Origin of the sequence: Companilactobacillus kedongensis (assembly GCF_003946625.1) — a bacterium.
Lineage (GTDB): Bacteria > Bacillota > Bacilli > Lactobacillales > Lactobacillaceae > Companilactobacillus > Companilactobacillus kedongensis.
Genome location: NZ_RHOR01000002.1, coordinates 16,157 through 31,990, shown reverse-complemented (window position 1 = coordinate 31,990; position 15,834 = coordinate 16,157). Strand labels below are relative to the sequence as shown.

The 15,834-nt window shown below is 37.9% G+C and carries 14 protein-coding genes; 6 read left to right on the top strand and 8 right to left on the bottom strand.

Annotated features, from left to right (window positions below; all coding sequences use genetic code 11):
* Nucleotides 1-480: 480 nt before the first annotated feature.
* On the bottom strand, nt 481-1,719 hold the full coding sequence (locus EKM60_RS01925) for an RNA-guided endonuclease InsQ/TnpB family protein (RefSeq protein WP_125711927.1): 1,239 nt from the start codon (nt 1,717-1,719) through the stop codon (nt 481-483).
* 171 nt (nt 1,720-1,890) lie between these two features.
* Between EKM60_RS01925 and EKM60_RS01920 the strand changes: the two genes are divergently transcribed.
* The 5 genes from EKM60_RS01920 (at nt 1,891) to EKM60_RS01900 (ending at nt 8,398) form a co-directional block, all read left to right on the top strand.
* Nucleotides 1,891-2,364: a nucleoside 2-deoxyribosyltransferase gene (locus EKM60_RS01920; protein WP_125711925.1), complete on the top strand. Its 474-nt coding sequence runs from the start codon at nt 1,891-1,893 to the stop codon at nt 2,362-2,364.
* Nucleotides 2,365-2,374: 10 nt separating this feature from the next.
* On the top strand, nt 2,375-2,929 hold the full coding sequence (locus EKM60_RS01915) for a TetR/AcrR family transcriptional regulator (protein ID WP_125711923.1): 555 nt from the start codon (nt 2,375-2,377) through the stop codon (nt 2,927-2,929).
* Nucleotides 2,930-3,047: 118 nt separating this feature from the next.
* On the top strand, nt 3,048-5,744 hold the full coding sequence (locus EKM60_RS01910; protein ID WP_125711921.1) for an efflux RND transporter permease subunit: 2,697 nt from the start codon (nt 3,048-3,050) through the stop codon (nt 5,742-5,744).
* A gap of 106 nt (nt 5,745-5,850) precedes the next feature.
* Nucleotides 5,851-7,038 carry an MFS transporter gene (locus EKM60_RS01905; RefSeq protein WP_318530682.1) on the top strand — a complete coding sequence of 396 codons (1,188 nt, stop codon included), beginning with the start codon at nt 5,851-5,853 and terminating at the stop codon, nt 7,036-7,038.
* Between the two features lie 145 nt (nt 7,039-7,183).
* A complete protein-coding gene (locus tag EKM60_RS01900) occupies nt 7,184-8,398 on the top strand; it encodes an MFS transporter (RefSeq protein WP_125711919.1) in 1,215 nt (404 codons plus the stop codon).
* Nucleotides 8,399-8,486: 88 nt separating this feature from the next.
* On the opposite strand, the gene EKM60_RS01895 is transcribed toward EKM60_RS01900, so the two are convergent.
* The 3 genes from EKM60_RS01895 to EKM60_RS01885 form a co-directional block, all read right to left on the bottom strand.
* The gene (locus tag EKM60_RS01895; protein WP_125711917.1) at nt 8,487-8,858 is read right to left on the bottom strand and encodes a hypothetical protein; all 372 of its coding nucleotides are present in this window, start codon (nt 8,856-8,858) and stop codon (nt 8,487-8,489) included.
* The gene (locus EKM60_RS01890; protein WP_125712178.1) at nt 8,851-10,155 is read right to left on the bottom strand and encodes a Y-family DNA polymerase; all 1,305 of its coding nucleotides are present in this window, start codon (nt 10,153-10,155) and stop codon (nt 8,851-8,853) included. The genes EKM60_RS01895 and EKM60_RS01890 overlap by 8 nt, the downstream gene beginning before the upstream one ends.
* Before the next feature lie 122 nt (nt 10,156-10,277).
* Nucleotides 10,278-10,700: a CopY/TcrY family copper transport repressor gene (locus EKM60_RS01885; protein ID WP_125711915.1), complete on the bottom strand. Its 423-nt coding sequence runs from the start codon at nt 10,698-10,700 to the stop codon at nt 10,278-10,280.
* Nucleotides 10,701-10,820: 120 nt separating this feature from the next.
* On the opposite strand from EKM60_RS01885, the gene EKM60_RS01880 reads away from it, so the two are divergent.
* Complete coding sequence (locus EKM60_RS01880; protein ID WP_125711913.1) at nt 10,821-11,153, top strand: nuclear transport factor 2 family protein; 333 nt, start codon at nt 10,821-10,823, stop codon at nt 11,151-11,153.
* Nucleotides 11,154-11,190: 37 nt separating this feature from the next.
* Here EKM60_RS01880 and EKM60_RS01875 read toward each other — a convergent pair whose 3' ends face one another.
* From EKM60_RS01875 to leuB, 4 genes are read right to left on the bottom strand one after another with little or no spacing between them, the layout of a single operon-like run.
* The gene (locus EKM60_RS01875) at nt 11,191-12,465 is read right to left on the bottom strand and encodes an MFS transporter (RefSeq protein ID WP_125712176.1); all 1,275 of its coding nucleotides are present in this window, start codon (nt 12,463-12,465) and stop codon (nt 11,191-11,193) included.
* Between the two features lie 35 nt (nt 12,466-12,500).
* Nucleotides 12,501-13,085 (bottom strand): 3-isopropylmalate dehydratase small subunit, encoded by a 585-nt coding sequence (gene leuD / locus EKM60_RS01870; RefSeq protein WP_125711911.1) that lies wholly within the window; start codon nt 13,083-13,085, stop codon nt 12,501-12,503.
* On the bottom strand, nt 13,085-14,458 hold the full coding sequence (gene leuC, locus EKM60_RS01865) for a 3-isopropylmalate dehydratase large subunit (protein WP_125712174.1): 1,374 nt from the start codon (nt 14,456-14,458) through the stop codon (nt 13,085-13,087). The genes leuD and leuC overlap by 1 nt, the downstream gene beginning before the upstream one ends.
* Nucleotides 14,436-15,512 (bottom strand): 3-isopropylmalate dehydrogenase, encoded by a 1,077-nt coding sequence (gene leuB / locus EKM60_RS01860; protein ID WP_125711909.1) that lies wholly within the window; start codon nt 15,510-15,512, stop codon nt 14,436-14,438. The genes leuC and leuB overlap by 23 nt, the downstream gene beginning before the upstream one ends.
* Nucleotides 15,513-15,834 lie beyond the last annotated feature (322 nt).

Here is a 15,834-nt window from a genome sequence, read left to right as displayed (position 1 = left end):
TTTTAAAATGGTTTCTAAAATATTAATAGAATGAAGGCCATTACGATGCCAAATAATGCTAAGTAACTTACATTGCGCTTGTTCTTTTTTAAATCTTTTTTAGTTTCCATGCTCGTCATCCTCCGTGCTATGTTCTTTATACCATCTAAATTTGAACTTTTAAAGAATTTTCAACTCATTACACGAAAAAATAATATCAAGTTTCAAAACATTTATAATTCGCGAAAAATAATATTTGTTTAAAGGAAATTATAAGGAATTTTTGATTGCTTCCAGTATAATAGGTACATATCAAAAAGGAGAGTTTTGTCAACTACTCCCCACTGAAGTAGGGAGCTTGTGAGAACTAATGCAACTAATTACAATAGCATCACAATTTACCTAGATACACCGTTGCCTATATACCGAAGTATTCCAGGTCTTACATAGTAATTACCAAGGTCTTTAAAGTCCGCAAGTTGCCAAACGGACTTAATATTTTTATATTGCTTTAGCCAATATGTTTTTGGCTGCGTTGTGATCTCGAACATGGTATTGTCTGCAGTTTGGGCAAATCCAAGTTCTATCGGAAAGAGTTAACTTTTCTTCACCCTTCATAACGTAATCACAATCAGAACATGTTTGAGTCGTGTACGTTGGATCAACCGTAACAAAAATTGTCCCATACATTTCTGCTTTGTATTCAAGCATTTGTAGAAATGTTCTCCAACCAGCATCACTGATACTCATAGCTAATGCGTGATTTTTTAATAAGTTTTTACTTCTTAATTCTTCAGCTACCACCAAATCGTGGTTCTTGATGAGTGCAGTAGATGTTTCATTTAAGAAGTTGTTTCGACGATTACTTACGCTATTACTTAGTTTGGCAACAAGTACTCTTTGTTTTTGGTAGTTCTTTGAGTCCCGCAATGAACGATGTTCCTTCTTAGCTCTGAGATGTCTCCTTGAAAGAATTCGTTGTTGTTTGGCAAGGAGTTTCTTGTTCTTCCGATAATACCTTGGATTAGCTACAACATCTCCATTAGAAGTAGTTAAAAAATTCTCGGTATTAAGATCTATTCCAAGTGATCCACATGTGTTTTTGTTGGATTCTACAAAAGGTGTATCAGAAGCTAGTTGAAGTGAAATGTAATAGTTTCCAATTGAGTCTTTTGATACAGTTACAGTTCCCATACGAATATCAGAATAATTCAATAATATCTTGTGACCTCCAGACACTCTGATACGTCCAATCAAAAAAATATTCATGTGCTTATTGTCAATAAACCTGATTTTTCCATTAAACAAAGATGGCGTTGAAATCTTTGACGAGTATCTATTTGGTAGTTGAAAACTACCAGAATATTGTTTCTTGTGGAATTTTGGAATACCAGTAGAATGGACTTTTCTAAACATTTTCCATGCAGCCTTATAACTTCTAATAGCCATACTGGTTACATCAGTTCCAACATTGAGCTGACGTAGCCATGAGTGTAAGAAAAATAAATACTTAGTGCTTTCCTTACGTTTAGTTAAATAGTCAATTCGATCTTGTACTTGTTTGATGTACAACTCACATTTACGGAGTTGATACAATTCTTTATCAATGGCAACCATTTCATTGTAAGCAAACCTAGAACCATTGATGTTGTGTTCAATGATTTGTTTCTGCCTGTCTGAAGGATAACATCTAACTTTCAAGCCGTAATGGTACTGGTAATCTGCCATTGATTTACGCATTTGTCTCTCCTTTCTGATCAAGATTATATATATATTATACCCGCACCAGAACGTATGTTCCAATTAAAAATCAAAAGGAAATAACACAAACTATAATTAAGAAAGGCAGTCTCATAAACCGATAATTCCTCCCAGCATTGAAATACTGGGTTTCCTTATCTTGAGACTCTTATGAACAAGAAAAATCGTATTTATTTAGCCGGACCTTTCTTCAATGAACAACAGGTCAAACGACTCGATGAAATCCAAGCACTATTAGAACAAAACGAAACTATCGGAGATATCTTCCGCCCTGCTAGTGCTGAATACACTGATGCAAAAGTTGGCTCCTTTGAATGGCAATCAGCTGTTTTCAAACATGACATTAACAATATCAACGTTTCTGATGTTGTTGTCGCAATGTTAGACTATAAGATAGAAGAAAACGAACCAGAACCTGATTCAGGAACAGTTTGGGAATGCGGTTATGCCTTTGCTAACAACATCCCTGTCGTTGCTGTCAGAAATGTTGCCGATCTACCATTGAATCTGATGTTAGCTGGTAGTTTAACGGCCTTTTTCAATGGTAAAGACAATGTTAAAAAATTAAAAGACTACGACTTTAATCAATTAATGACTCGTTATGAAGATGTAAAAGTATTTTAGGAGGAAGAGTATGTCACAAGTAACACAGCGAACAAAGAAAAATATCATCGACGCAATGATTTCTTTATTGGAGAAGAAATCCTTTGAAAAAATCACTGTTGCTGATATTTGCACGGAGGCTATGATCAATCACAGTACCTTCTATCGTTACTTCACTGACAAATTCGTTTTATTGCGATCCGTCTTTGCCTACCTATTAGATGACCTGATCAGCAACACTAATAATGCCGAAACGATTGTTGCTCAGATTGCTGACTTCATCGAAACCAACAATAACTTCATGCGCCACATCTCACCTCAATATCAAACTAAGGCCAATCTCTATCCAGAGTTTCGCAGTATTTTGAAAGATTTAGTTGAACGTAAGTATAAAGAACCTGAAAGTCAAGATGACCCGTTGATCCAAACGATCATCACATCTGATACACCAGAATTAATGATCAGCTTCATTGTTGGTGGATTAGTTGGATTAGTTGAGTATCTCGAAGATCACGACTTTCAAGTACCAATGAAGGAATTCACTGGATTTGCTGAAAGTTTCTTCAAAAAATGGTCTAATTTATAATACAGAATCGTCACTTTGTCTCATTTTGAGACTGGTGGCTTTTTTTGTTTCTTAATTTTTTTTCCCGAATAGCTATAATCGTCATTATGAGGAAAACTCTGAAAGGGATGAGATTATTATGGAGAAATTTTTCAATACACTCAGCAATAGTGTCCACAAGCATGCCAAAATGTGGATCGCTATTGTTGCAGCTATTACCGTAATTCTTGCCATAGGTTTGCCTAGAATTGAAATGAAATTCAGTAATGATGTTTTCGTTAATTCCAATTCTAAACCTTATAAAGATACGCAAACTTATCAAAAGAACTTCGGTGGTGATGCTGTTTATGTCATGGTAAGTGGCAAGCAGGATCAAATACTATCACAAAAAAATATGAAGAAGCTCAATACGCTGGACAAGAAGATCAGCAAATTGGACAACGTTCGTGGAACTACTAATGTAGTAGCTTTAATGAATGATGAATTGTCACAATTAGCTGATAATCCAACTCAAGCTTCTAATATGAAGGGGTTAAATCTTACTTTAACTCCTAAGATTCAAAAGGATGTTTTAAACTCATTATCTGATAAGCAAAAGGCTGCTTTGATGACTAAGATCCAAGGTTCATTAACAACTGAGCAAACAGCTCAAGTTACACAATTTGTACCAACGATTTTAACAGATACTCAAAAAGCACAAGTGGCTGCTGCACAACAACAGGCTACTGCTAAAATTGCTCAACTACCCGCAGCACAACAACAAGCTGCTGCCGCACAAGTCCAAGCATCTGCACAAACTCAACTTATGGGAATGTTGACGGCTACTCAGACTAAACAAGTTCAAGCTTATACAATGACGATCTTAAATGATCAACAAAAACAAGCACTTGAACAAAGTATCCTACCAATGATCCCTAAGGTACAAAATATGTCTAACGCACTCTTAAGAGACATTCTTCTTAGTGACAACGGTAAAGTTCCATCTGCCATTTCGCAATTATTACCTAAGAACGCTAAACATACCGTATTAATGGTTAATACTAAGAATACAACCGACATGGACACCAATGTTAAATTGATGAAAGACGTTCATAAGGCTGTTAAAGATACTAACTTTAAGGGCAACGTTAAAGTCAGAACTGCCGGTACTCCTGTAGTTATCGGACAAGTTAAAAACGTTGTTATCCAAAACATGGCTGTCATGGTTGTTATTGCTGTGATCATCATGTTGATCATCTTGGCCTTGATCTTCCCTGTTAGAAGAAGATTATCACCATTACTATTCGTTCTAATTGGTCTGATTTGGACATTCGGTTTGATGGGTTGGTTCAACCTTCCTATCACACTTGCCACAATGGCTACTCTACCAATTATTATTGGACTTGGTACCGACTTTGGGGTTCAGTTCCAAAACCGTTACGAAGACGAGTATCGTAACTCTGAAGATTCAGAAGGTTCGATCAAGCTTTCTATTACTAAGATGGGACCTGCTGTCGGAATTGCTTTAGTAGTTATGATGTTTAGTTTCCTAACTATGTTCTTCTCTAAAGCTCCAATGATGAAACAATTCGGTGTAACTTTGGCACTTGGTGTTTTATGTGTCTACATTGTTGAGTTCTTCATGATGTTTAGTACTTTCACACTCTTAGACGGTTCAGAAAAAGCTCACGCTAAATTTGTCGCTAAGAATAAGATCAGAAAAGAAAAACATAAGAATGGTACAACTCGTTTATCCGGCTGGTTAGCTAGCTATGCTAAGTTCGTTACTAAGCATGCAGCATGGGTATTTATCATTGCATTAGTTCTTGGAGGATTTGGATTCTTCGTTGAAAGAAATATCGGTACTGAAACAGATATTTTGAAGATGATCCCTCAAGATATGTCTGAATTGCAAAATACTAAGTATCTTCAAAAGCAAGTTGGTTCAACCGTTTATATCAATTACCTAGTTAAAGGCGACGACGTTCGTGATAAAGCTACCATGAAACGTATCGACCAAATGGGTAAGAAAGAAAACAACAAGTATAAAGATATTACTGGTGTAACTAGTCTTTCATCTACATATAAGCAATTAGGTGGTTCTCTAAATTCTAGTCAATCAACTATGAATACTGGAATCAAGAACATCCCTGATTCATTGAAGAAGACAGTTATTAGTAATAATAATGGATACGCTACGATCCAATTTAAGGTCAACCAACATCTTTCATCTAAAGAACAACAAAACTTGATGGATAAGATCACCAAGGATATTGGTGGTAATCATAATGACTTGAAGATCTCACCTGCAGGTCCACAAGTTATGATGTTGATCGGTGTAAGTAACGTAACTTCAAATCATAACTTGATCATGTTTGCCGGCTTGATCATTATCTTCGTTGTATTGTTATTGGTTTACCACGAGTTCAGATTAGCTGTTTATCCAGTGCTTCCTATTTTGGTCGTACTTGGACTTTCACCACTAACTCTTTGGTTAATGCATACAACATACAACCCAGTTACAATTGCTTTAAGTTCATTAGTTCTAGGTATCGGTACCGAATTTACGATCCTGATCCTAGAGAGATATCGTGAGGAGCGACTCAATAAAGTCACGCGCAGACAAGCCATTATTGATGCCGTATCTCATGTTGGACAAGCTATCACTGTTTCAGGATTAACCGTTATGGGTGGTTTCTCAGCCATCATGTTCTCAAGTTTCCCAGTTCTTAGATCATTTGGTCTAATTACTGTACTTGATACAGGTTACTCATTGATCAGTGCTTTGACAGTCTTACCTGCCATTATCTACTTGTTTAGAAAACGTGCCGATAAGAAAGAAAAAGCTGCTAAATAGATAGTAATTTAATAGGGATGTGCAGATTGCACATCCCTATTTAATTTGTTCCATTCATTATTCTGTCCTAGAATGATTAAGTAACTAATATTGAGGGGGATATCTTTTGAATTCATTATCCGAAACAAATACACCCAAAACATCAAAGAACTATTTTCTATTCAGCATGATGTTGATCGCAGCCAATCTGCGTTTGCCGATCACTATCATGCCGCCGCTGCTTAGAAGTATTGAGCGTGATCTCAATATTCCTAGCTCAATGGCAGGTTTATTGACCTCCATTCCTTTGATTGCTTTCGCTATATTTTCACCGATCATCGTTAAAATCGCTAAACGTAAAGGTAACGAATTAACGATTCTTCTATTCTTCATTCTACTTTTGGCAGGTAGCTATCTGCGTGTTATCCCAACCGTCTGGGCGCTTTTCTTGGGAACAGCTCTCGTCGGTATCGGAATCGACAGTGGAAACGTCTTAGTTCCAGCCATCATCAAGGACCACATGCCAAAGCAAATCCCGTTAGGCACAGCTTTATATACTTTATCAATGCTTCTGATCGGTGCCATTGGAACCGCATTTTCCGGTTATCTGATAACTCGGATCAGCCTCAGTTCTACCCTAGCCATCTTGTCAGTTATGGGTATTATTGCATTTATTTTTTGGATTCCCAACGTTAAAAATAATCAAAGAGACGCTGCTGACAAAGAGGAAGAAACCCCTAATTATCACAGCGTCTGGAATCAATCTTTAGGTTGGTTAATAACGTTATACTTTGGTTTCCAATCATTGATCTACTACTCACTTTTAACTTGGCTACCAACGGTTCTAGCCAATCATGGCGTTACAACTATCTTCTCCAGTAACCTGCTGACAGTCTTACAAATTGCTGGGTTACCACTGTCATTTATTGTGCCCATGTTAGCTCCCAAAAAGGTCGGAATGGGACTCTTAACAACTTGTGTAGTTTTAGGTTATTTTGTTGCTCCCTTAGCATTTCTAGTTAATACTACTTCTGGAGTCTACTTAGTCATCTGGGCTATCATTGCTGGAGTTGCCCAAGGAATTGCTTTCAATACAGCCATTTTCTTCTTCACTAATAAGACTACTAATCCCTACCAAACAGCTGAAGTTTCCGGTATGGCACAATCTGCTGGTTACCTTCTGGCGGCTTTTGGACCAGTGCTATTTGGTATTTTTAAAAAGAGTTCTTATATCATGATCGTAATAGCAGTCTTCGCTGCTCTTTTAGCGGTTACTGGTGTTATTATCTATCGGGCCCATCTCATAAAAGAATAAATATTAATTTTTTTAAGCCTTGTCGCATCAGCGATTGATCAAATTTCGAAAGGCTTATACACTTGTGTATATTATTTCTGCATGCTACTATGTTTTCAAGCAAAATAAAGGGCGCCCGTGAGCGTCCATTTTGGAGGAAAATAGAATGAAAATAGTATCTACACAATCAAACCATCCAGATAACTACCAAGCAAAAGTGGTCGCTTCCACAACTGCAGGTTTCGGATTGGAGAACATGGACGTAATGTTTCTATCATTCGCCTTATCTTCTATCATTGCCGAATTGCATTTGAGCGGAACCCAAGCGGGATTAATTTCCACGATCACTAATGTTGGTATGTTATTGGGTGGTATTTTTTTTGGAATCATAGCCGATAAATTCGGTCGTATCAAGACTTTTACTTATACAATTTTTATCTTCGCTATCGCAACTGGAGCAATGTTCTTCGCTCACAACCTCACAACCATCTACATCTGCAGATTCTTAGCCGGTATCGGTGGTGGTGGTGAGTACGGTATCGGTATGACCGTCCTTGCTGAAAGTTTTTCTAAGAAAAAGCTCGGTCGAGTATCATCTTGGGTCGGTATGGCTGGTCAAGTCGGTGCTATCTTTGCCGCACTGCTTGCAACGATCGTTATCCCAACTCTAGGTTGGAACGCACTCTTCTTATTCGGTATCATCCCTGTTATCATCACATTTTTCATCAGACATCACTTGCGTGAAAGTGATACTTTCATTAAATCCTCCAAGACTAAGCATGGTAGTGTTAAAGAATTATTTGCTACACCAAAGATCGCCTATCAAACATTTGCACTAATGATCATGGCTATCGTTCAAATCGCCGGTTACTTTGGACTTATGAACTGGTTGCCAACAATCATGCAAAAACAACTCAACTTAACAGTTGCCAGTTCAACTTGGATGATTGCTACTATCCTTGGTATGTGTGCCGGAATGTTGACCTTCGGTTGGATCTTAGACAATTTAGGACCTCGTCTAGCTTTCGGATTGTTCTTAACTGCATCAGCTATCGGCGTATTCGTACTAACATTGCCAACTAACATGCTCTCCTTGATAATCGTTGGCGCAATTGTCGGTTACTTCTCAAACGGAATGTTCGCTGGTTACGGAGCTGTTGTCAGTCGCCTTTATCCAACAGAAATCCGTGCCACGGCTAATAACGTCATTATGAACACAGGACGCTGTATCGGTGGTTTCTCAAGTTTAGCTATCGGTTGGATCTTAGATAACTACAATATCATGACAGTTATGACCTTCATCTCAACACTTTATGTCATCAGCTTGATCTTCATGCTAACGATCAGTAACTTAAAAGCTAAAAATTATCAAAATGCTTAAACTTGATACAAATCATCTTTATTTACGAATTACCCTTCTATACTAAATACATCCCCTAGAAATTAAGCAATGAAGAAAATCCCTCTCTTCATTGCTTTTTTATTTTGATTGAATATATCTCATCTAAAGCAACACCCTCTTGACCAATAAATAACTCATTACCCAAGAACCCAGTTATCTTTCCTTCGATAAATTCTGGTATCTCATTATCTAAAGTACGACTGTTTAATTCGATGACGACCGCTAACTTTTTGACTATGGCTTGATTAATGACGGCATTAATTTCAGTATTTTCCATCTGTTCAGAATGTGACCGTTCACGGTTCTTTTGGTCGCTCTTAGCCATTTTATTAAACTTAGACGTATGATCCGATAAATAGAATCCATTCCACTTCATCATTCCTCGATCTTGATATTCATGTAGGAAGCGCGTCACCAAATCCGAATCGTATTCAGTCATATGCGTTACCTCCATTGTGACCACCAACTAATTTACTACGACTAATTGCCGTAGCGCCTTTAGATAAACTGGAAGTTTTTACGATCGACTTAAAACCGAATCTTTTTCTGATCGAGTCGATGGTTTCATCGACTTGTTTTTCTTTTACTCTAGCCTGCTTATCATCTAATAGATCCAACTGCAAAACATTATCATCAGATAATTTATCCCCGGAGAAATACAAGTGACGAATTGCCTGCCCTTGCCAATATTTACGAAACATTTGGATAGCCGTATCGGCCAATTCTTTATTAAGATTAGTTGGTTCGATCTTCATTGAATGGACAAAACCACTACTGTTTGTTATCTGTTTGTCCTTATATGCGAATCCGGCACCTAAACTGATACACCCAGTCAATTTATGATGAGCTCGTAATCTGGAAGCCACCTGCTCCGCCAGTTCCCTGATAACTACCTCTATCTCTGCTTGCTTTTCATAATTTTTAGGCAGAACTTGTGAATTTCCATAAGACTTCTCTTTCGCACGATATTTTTTTCTAATTACCGAACGATCTATGCCCCATGACAAAGCAAACAACTGACTGCCCATAATACCGAATCTCTGCTTTAACATGTAGGGATCATGATGGGCTAAATCGTAAACAGAATAAATATTTATTTTCTCCAACTTGGCAGCAGTCCGCTTACCGATCGACCATAGCTGACTAAGATTATGAATCGGCCACAATTTATCAGGAATGTCTTCATAATGCCACTCGCCAATTAAACTATAATCATGCTTAGCCTCAATATCTAAAGCAAATTTTGCCAATAAAGGATTGTCACCTATACCAACGGTTACGTATAGTCCTAATTCTTTTTTTACTTCAATTTGAATTTTACGTGCCACTTCAAATGGACTCTCACCAAACAAGTGCCAACTGTGAGTCATATCTAAAATTGATTCATCAATTGAATAAGGTTGAATATCTTCTTCAGCTGTAAAAGTTTTGAAAATTTCATTGATCTGCAAGTTACGTTTGATATAAAGGTTCATCCTTGGTGCCGCAATAACTAGACGAGGATCATTGACCGGTACCTCGCTGCAACGAGTAACATTAGAAATATTAAAGAGCTTCTTTGCCATTGGTGACGAGGCTAAAACTAATCCATCTCCGGCATTATCAGCTTGTGACATAACGACTAATACTGACTTCAATGGATTTAAGCCACGTTCAATTGACTCTACTGACGCATAAAAAGACTTATTGTCGATCATAAAAATCACATGTCTGGGCTCGTAACTGTAATCGTACATCTTGTTCATCCCCCAAAATTGTTTGCAACTCTATTATACAAACATACGTTTGTATTGGCAACAAAAAAAGCGACAGCCATAGCCGCCGCTGAAAATAAATCAGATATCTTTTTACATTTTACCTAACAATCACAATTACCCGGAATACAATTGCACTCGATTTCTTTGACTGGTTCTTTAGAGTCTAAAGAACTCTGAATCTTATCCACATCGTCTTGAGTCAGTTCGGAATTATCAATCAAATAAGCAATCGCCGAACCAACTTTTTTAGCACAGACTTGATTGAAAAATTTCTTTGAGGCAAGGTCGATTGTATCATTTTCATCCATTGTGGCAGTGTAAATAAATTTATTACCGTCTTTCTTCGTTTCTACTATTCCTTTATCAGACAAACGTCGTAACAAAGTCTTGATAGTGGCAGGCTTCCAGTCCATTGATTCACCTAAAATATCGATCAACTCTCTAGATGTAGCTGAATCGAGTGTCCAAATAACACGCATGATCCGCCATTCAGCATCAGTTATATTAATTTCTTTATCCAACATATAATTACCTCAAGTTTTCTACTATAACTAGTCTAGCCGATTAACGTTAAAAGGCAAGTACGTTTACTTACTCCAAGTAAAGTGTTTTTATTAAGGCAAAGGATTATTGAGGAGATTACTATGAGTAAAACAAATTTGCCTGTTGCTATTAATAATTTCATTAAATATACAAATGAAGGTAATTCAGAATCGTTTGTTGGATTATTTTCAGAAGATGCTAGTTTGAATGACTGGGGGAATATTTACAACGGTCCTAAGGAAATTTCTACTTGGAACAAAACAGACAACATTGGTAAACAATCACATTTTGAACTGGTTGATGCTAAAGAAGACAGTTCTGGTAACTGGATCGTAAATCTAAAAGTGACTGGAAATGGATTTAATGGCACTAGTCCCTTTGAAATAACTGTTAAAAACGAATTGATTCAAAGTGTTCAAATCTTACCCGACTAACTACAAAAAATCGACTAAAATTTAGTCGATTTTTTTGTTAATTAATATCTTTTTGATTAGTTTCATCACCCAAGAACCAAACGACTGCTCCCGCAAAAACAGCAATCGCACTGATGATCCAAAAAATTACATTGGCATCAGTGAATGACAATAACCAAGCAACTACGATCGGCATGGCTACGGTGAATAATTTAGCGATACCGTTGGCAATACCTGAACCTCTAAATCTAAATTTAGTTGGAAAGAGTTCCGCCACGTATACGGCTACGACACTAGCCATCAAAATATAGAAACAGGTTGTCAACAAGAAACCAACAATAACAACAGCAGATACTTGTGATTGTTGTGCATAAATCATCCCAAAGATAGCTGTAAAGAAGAATGCTGGAACAATTGTCATCTTGCGACCAATCCTATCCACAAGATACGCACCGATAGCACATCCAACCGGTGCACCCAGCATCATCAAGGTGGACAATCCCAATGAATTTCCAATATTAATATGACGTTGAACTAGTAGTGTTGGTACCCAAGAAGTGAAAGTGTACTGACAAATTATAGTAGCTGAAACGGCCACAGTAGCGACAAACAAACTAATAGCAAATGAATGATGAACCTGTTCGTGAGGTTTTACATTGATTTCCACAGCATTACTACCGTTAACTTCCAAACGTTCGATTATTGATCGTGCCTCAACTTCACGTCCGTGCGTCATCAACCAACGTGGAGATTCTGGAATATCACGACGCAAATACCAGAGAATAGCAGCAATAACTCCAATAACAACAAACATTGGTCGCCAGCCAAACTTAGGAATAATCATCGTACACAATAGCATTGTGATCGGTGCTCCACAATTAGCAATCAACGAAGTAGTAGCGCACCATTTACCACGACTGTGAATCGGTGCAAATTCGTTGACCATCGAATAACCAGTAACGATTTCTGAACCCAATCCAATACTGGACATCAACCGACAAAATATTAAGAATGTCATATTGGGAGCAAAAGCACCTAAGAATGTGAATGCTCCAAATAGAATCAAGTTAATCTGATAGGCAACACGTCTACCTTTTAAGTCACCGACAAATCCAGCAATTATTGAACCAATAAATAATCCTAAAAAACCACTTGATAGAAAATATGAATTTTGCTGAATCGTTGACCAATTATTTTTCAGCGTTGTACTGGCAACCGCACTAGCCATGTAAACGTCAGCTGCATCGAGGATCATCCCTCCTGATACTAGTGCGAAAACCTTATAAAATAGCGGTGACTCATGTGTCCGATCGAGTCTACTCTGCAATTGCATTTTTTCTTGAATTTCCACAAAACATCCCTTCAATCCTAATTAAAATTTGGCATATTGGCCTCGTACTGACTGATTTGTTCGTCGTATCCCATAGTTATGGCAACGTCATCCAGTCCATTAACAAATTTATGCTTCCACAACGGATCAATTTCAAAGGTAAATTTATGATCCTTGTATCGTACTTCTTGATTAGGTAGATCAACTGTTATCTCTTCATTCGCAGAAATATTAGCTAAAATTTCACGTTGATCTTTTGGCAACGTAATCGCTAGTAAACCGTTTTTTGTACTATTCATATAGAAAATATCGCTGTATCCTCCGGCAATAACTACCTCGAATCCATAATTTTTCAATGCCCAAACAGCATGTTCACGCGATGAACCACAACCAAAGTTGTCCCCCGTGATCAAAATGCTAGCACCCTGATATTTATCTTGATTCAAAATAAAGTCTGGATTCTTTGCCCCGTTTGCTAAATACCGCCAATCATAAAATAAATTTCTTCCATAGCCAGTTTTTAAAATATTTTTCAAAAACTGCTTAGGGATCAATTGATCAGTATCGATATTGTCCTTCATTAAAGGAATCGTTGTATTAGTAATCTGTGTAATAGGCTTCATTAAATTGCTTCCTTTCTGATATCAATAAAGTGACCGTGAACAGCAGCGGCGGCCACCATGGCTGGACTAGCCAAATGTGTTCTGGCACCTGCACCCTGACGACCTTCAAAATTACGATTTGAAGTTGAGGCACAGTGTACGCCGGCAGGAACTTGATCAGGATTCATACCTAAACAAGCGGAACATCCTGGTTCACGCCAATCACAACCAGCATCTTTAAAAATCTGATCAATTCCTAATTTTTCAGCTTGTTCCTTAACTTCACGTGATCCAGGAACTACCAGTGCCGTCACACCTTTGGCAATGTGATGTCCTTTTAGTGCATTCGCAGCAATCTTTAAATCTGACAAGCGACCATTGGTACATGAGCCGAAGAAAACATAGCCGATGGGAATCTGTTTAGCCGTTTGACCGGGTTGTAAGCCGATATAGTCATAAGCTTTTTTATCGTCAGCATTCTTAATTTCTGGGAATGGTTTATCGACTGGTACCGACATCCCTGGATTAGTTCCCCATGAAACAAATGGAGCTAAATCACTGACATCAAAGTCGATAATTTTATCAAAAGCTGATTCGTCATCTGTCTTGAATTGTTTCCAATATTCGATAGCCTGATCGATTTTTTTAGGTGCATATTTACGTCCTTTAACGTAGTCAAACGTTGTCTGATCAGGTTGAATACTGCCCATCTTGGCACCACCTTCGATCGACATATTACAGATGGTCATTCGCTCTTCCATATTCATGTTGGAAATAGTATCGCCGTAATATTCAACAGCATATCCAGTTCCAAAAGCCACACCCTCACGAGCAATGATCCCCATAATGATGTCTTTAGCAAAAATCCCCTTAGGAAGCTTGCCATGAATATGAATCCCCATCGTTTTAGGCTTAGTCTGCCAAATGGTTTGCGTAGCCAAGACATGCTCAACTTCGCTGGTCCCAATTCCAAATGCGATAGATCCAAAAGCTCCATGAGTCGCAGTATGTGAGTCTCCACAGACAATGATCATGCCCGGTTGTGTCAATCCTAATTGTGGTCCGATAACGTGAACAATTCCTTGATCTTCACTACCCATGCCTGCTAATCTGACTCCAAACTCTTTAGCATTTTTTCCTAATGTATCGATTTGATTTCGAGAAATTACATCTTTGATGTTAAAAATATCGATCGTTGGAACATTATGATCCATCGTGGCAAAATTTCTATCTGGACATCTTACTTTTCGGTTATTCTCTCTTAATCCTTCAAAAGCTTGTGGTGAGGTAACTTCATGTAGTAGTTGCAAATCGACATACATCAATTGTGGATCACCAACTTTTCCAGTAATTACATGTTTATCCCAAATTTTATCGAACATCGTTTGTGACATATTCATTCCTGCTTTCTTGAATTGATTTGATAATTTCCTCTGTAACTTCTTGTGTGGAACTTGTGCCACCAAGATCTGGCGTCGTGACCTTTTTGTTTATCGAACGATCAATGGCAAGATAAATTTCTTGCGCTAAATCGCTTCTATTAAAGGAGTTGTCCAACATCATAGCGACCGATTTGATCATTGATATTGGATCTGCGATTCCCTTTCCAGCTATATCTGGCGCTGACCCATGGATCGGTTCATAGAGTGCTGGACCCGTCTGGCCTTTACTCATTGAAGGAATAGTACCTAGAGATCCGGTTATTTGAGCGGCTTCATCACTCAAGATATCTCCAAAAAGATTTTCTGTTAAAACCACATCGAATTGGAATGGATCAGAGATGATCTTCATAGCGGCCGCATCAACATAGCTAGTATCGTAGGTTACTTTTGGATACTTTTTAGCAATCGCACCTACGATCTGACGCCATAACTTGCTGGTAGCCAAGACATTGGCCTTATCAACTAAAGTGACATGGTGTTTTCGCTTCATCGCCATATCAAAGGCTATCTTTGTAACTCTTGTGATCTCATCAGCGTTATAACGCATAGTATCAATTGCTTCATCTTTAGTTTGTGATTTCGGTTGTCCAAAATAGATACCGCTAGTAAGTTCTCTAACGATAACGAAATCGACTGGATCGGTAATCTTGATTGGTGAATATGGTTTCATCACTGAACTGATATTAGTCGGTCGAATGTTAGCGAATAATCCTAATGATTTTCTGATTGCTAATAAGCCTTCTTCGGGACGTTTTGGTGACTGATCCCACTTGGGTCCGCCGATGGCTGCTAATAGAATCGCATCACTGGCTTTACACTTATCTAAAGTTTCTTGTGGTAATGGATCACCAGTTTTGTCGATTGCCGCACCACCGAACGGCAACTCCTTGATTTCATAATCAAAATTCTTATCTTTACTAACCGCCTGCAAAACTTTCAATCCAGCCTTCATAATTTCTGGACCTATATAATCCCCTGATAATACAGCGATTTGATATTTTCCCATTTGACACACACCTTTCAATATTTTAACTACAAAAAAACACCTCATCGATTAGATGGGGTGTTAGTTACACGTCCAGCCCCATCCAATAACGCAAATAGGGCTCGACATTAATTGTCAGAGTCCTGCGTCAGAGTAATAAGACTAATAAAGAAGCTACAGCTGTGTTAATTTTGACTTGCGATTTTTTATTAAACATATGCGGTAACCTCCTTTTGTTTTGAATGTTTGTATACTAACGCTAAAAATTAGAAGTTTCAACATTAATTTAAATTATTTCACATAATCGTGCATAAAAAAGATCCTTGCCACTTACTGCAGCAGG

Excerpts from the sequence above, each read along its gene's own strand:
- leuC (WP_125712174.1), bottom strand. The coding sequence starts at position 14,458 with ATGTCACAAACGATGTTCGATAAAATTTGGGATAAACATGTAATTACT.
- EKM60_RS01890 (WP_125712178.1), bottom strand. The coding sequence starts at position 10,155 with ATGTACGATTACAGTTACGAGCCCAGACATGTGATTTTTATGATCGAC.
- leuB (WP_125711909.1), bottom strand. The coding sequence starts at position 15,512 with ATGGGAAAATATCAAATCGCTGTATTATCAGGGGATTATATAGGTCCA.
- leuD (WP_125711911.1), bottom strand. The coding sequence starts at position 13,085 with ATGAAGCCTATTACACAGATTACTAATACAACGATTCCTTTAATGAAG.
- EKM60_RS01915 (WP_125711923.1), top strand. The coding sequence starts at position 2,375 with ATGTCACAAGTAACACAGCGAACAAAGAAAAATATCATCGACGCAATG.
- EKM60_RS01925 (WP_125711927.1), bottom strand. The coding sequence starts at position 1,719 with ATGCGTAAATCAATGGCAGATTACCAGTACCATTACGGCTTGAAAGTT.
- EKM60_RS01910 (WP_125711921.1), top strand. The coding sequence starts at position 3,048 with ATGGAGAAATTTTTCAATACACTCAGCAATAGTGTCCACAAGCATGCC.
- EKM60_RS01920 (WP_125711925.1), top strand. The coding sequence starts at position 1,891 with ATGAACAAGAAAAATCGTATTTATTTAGCCGGACCTTTCTTCAATGAA.
- EKM60_RS01885 (WP_125711915.1), bottom strand. The coding sequence starts at position 10,700 with ATGTTGGATAAAGAAATTAATATAACTGATGCTGAATGGCGGATCATG.
- EKM60_RS01900 (WP_125711919.1), top strand. The coding sequence starts at position 7,184 with ATGAAAATAGTATCTACACAATCAAACCATCCAGATAACTACCAAGCA.
- EKM60_RS01895 (WP_125711917.1), bottom strand. The coding sequence starts at position 8,858 with ATGACTGAATACGATTCGGATTTGGTGACGCGCTTCCTACATGAATAT.
- EKM60_RS01875 (WP_125712176.1), bottom strand. The coding sequence starts at position 12,465 with ATGCAATTGCAGAGTAGACTCGATCGGACACATGAGTCACCGCTATTT.
- EKM60_RS01880 (WP_125711913.1), top strand. The coding sequence starts at position 10,821 with ATGAGTAAAACAAATTTGCCTGTTGCTATTAATAATTTCATTAAATAT.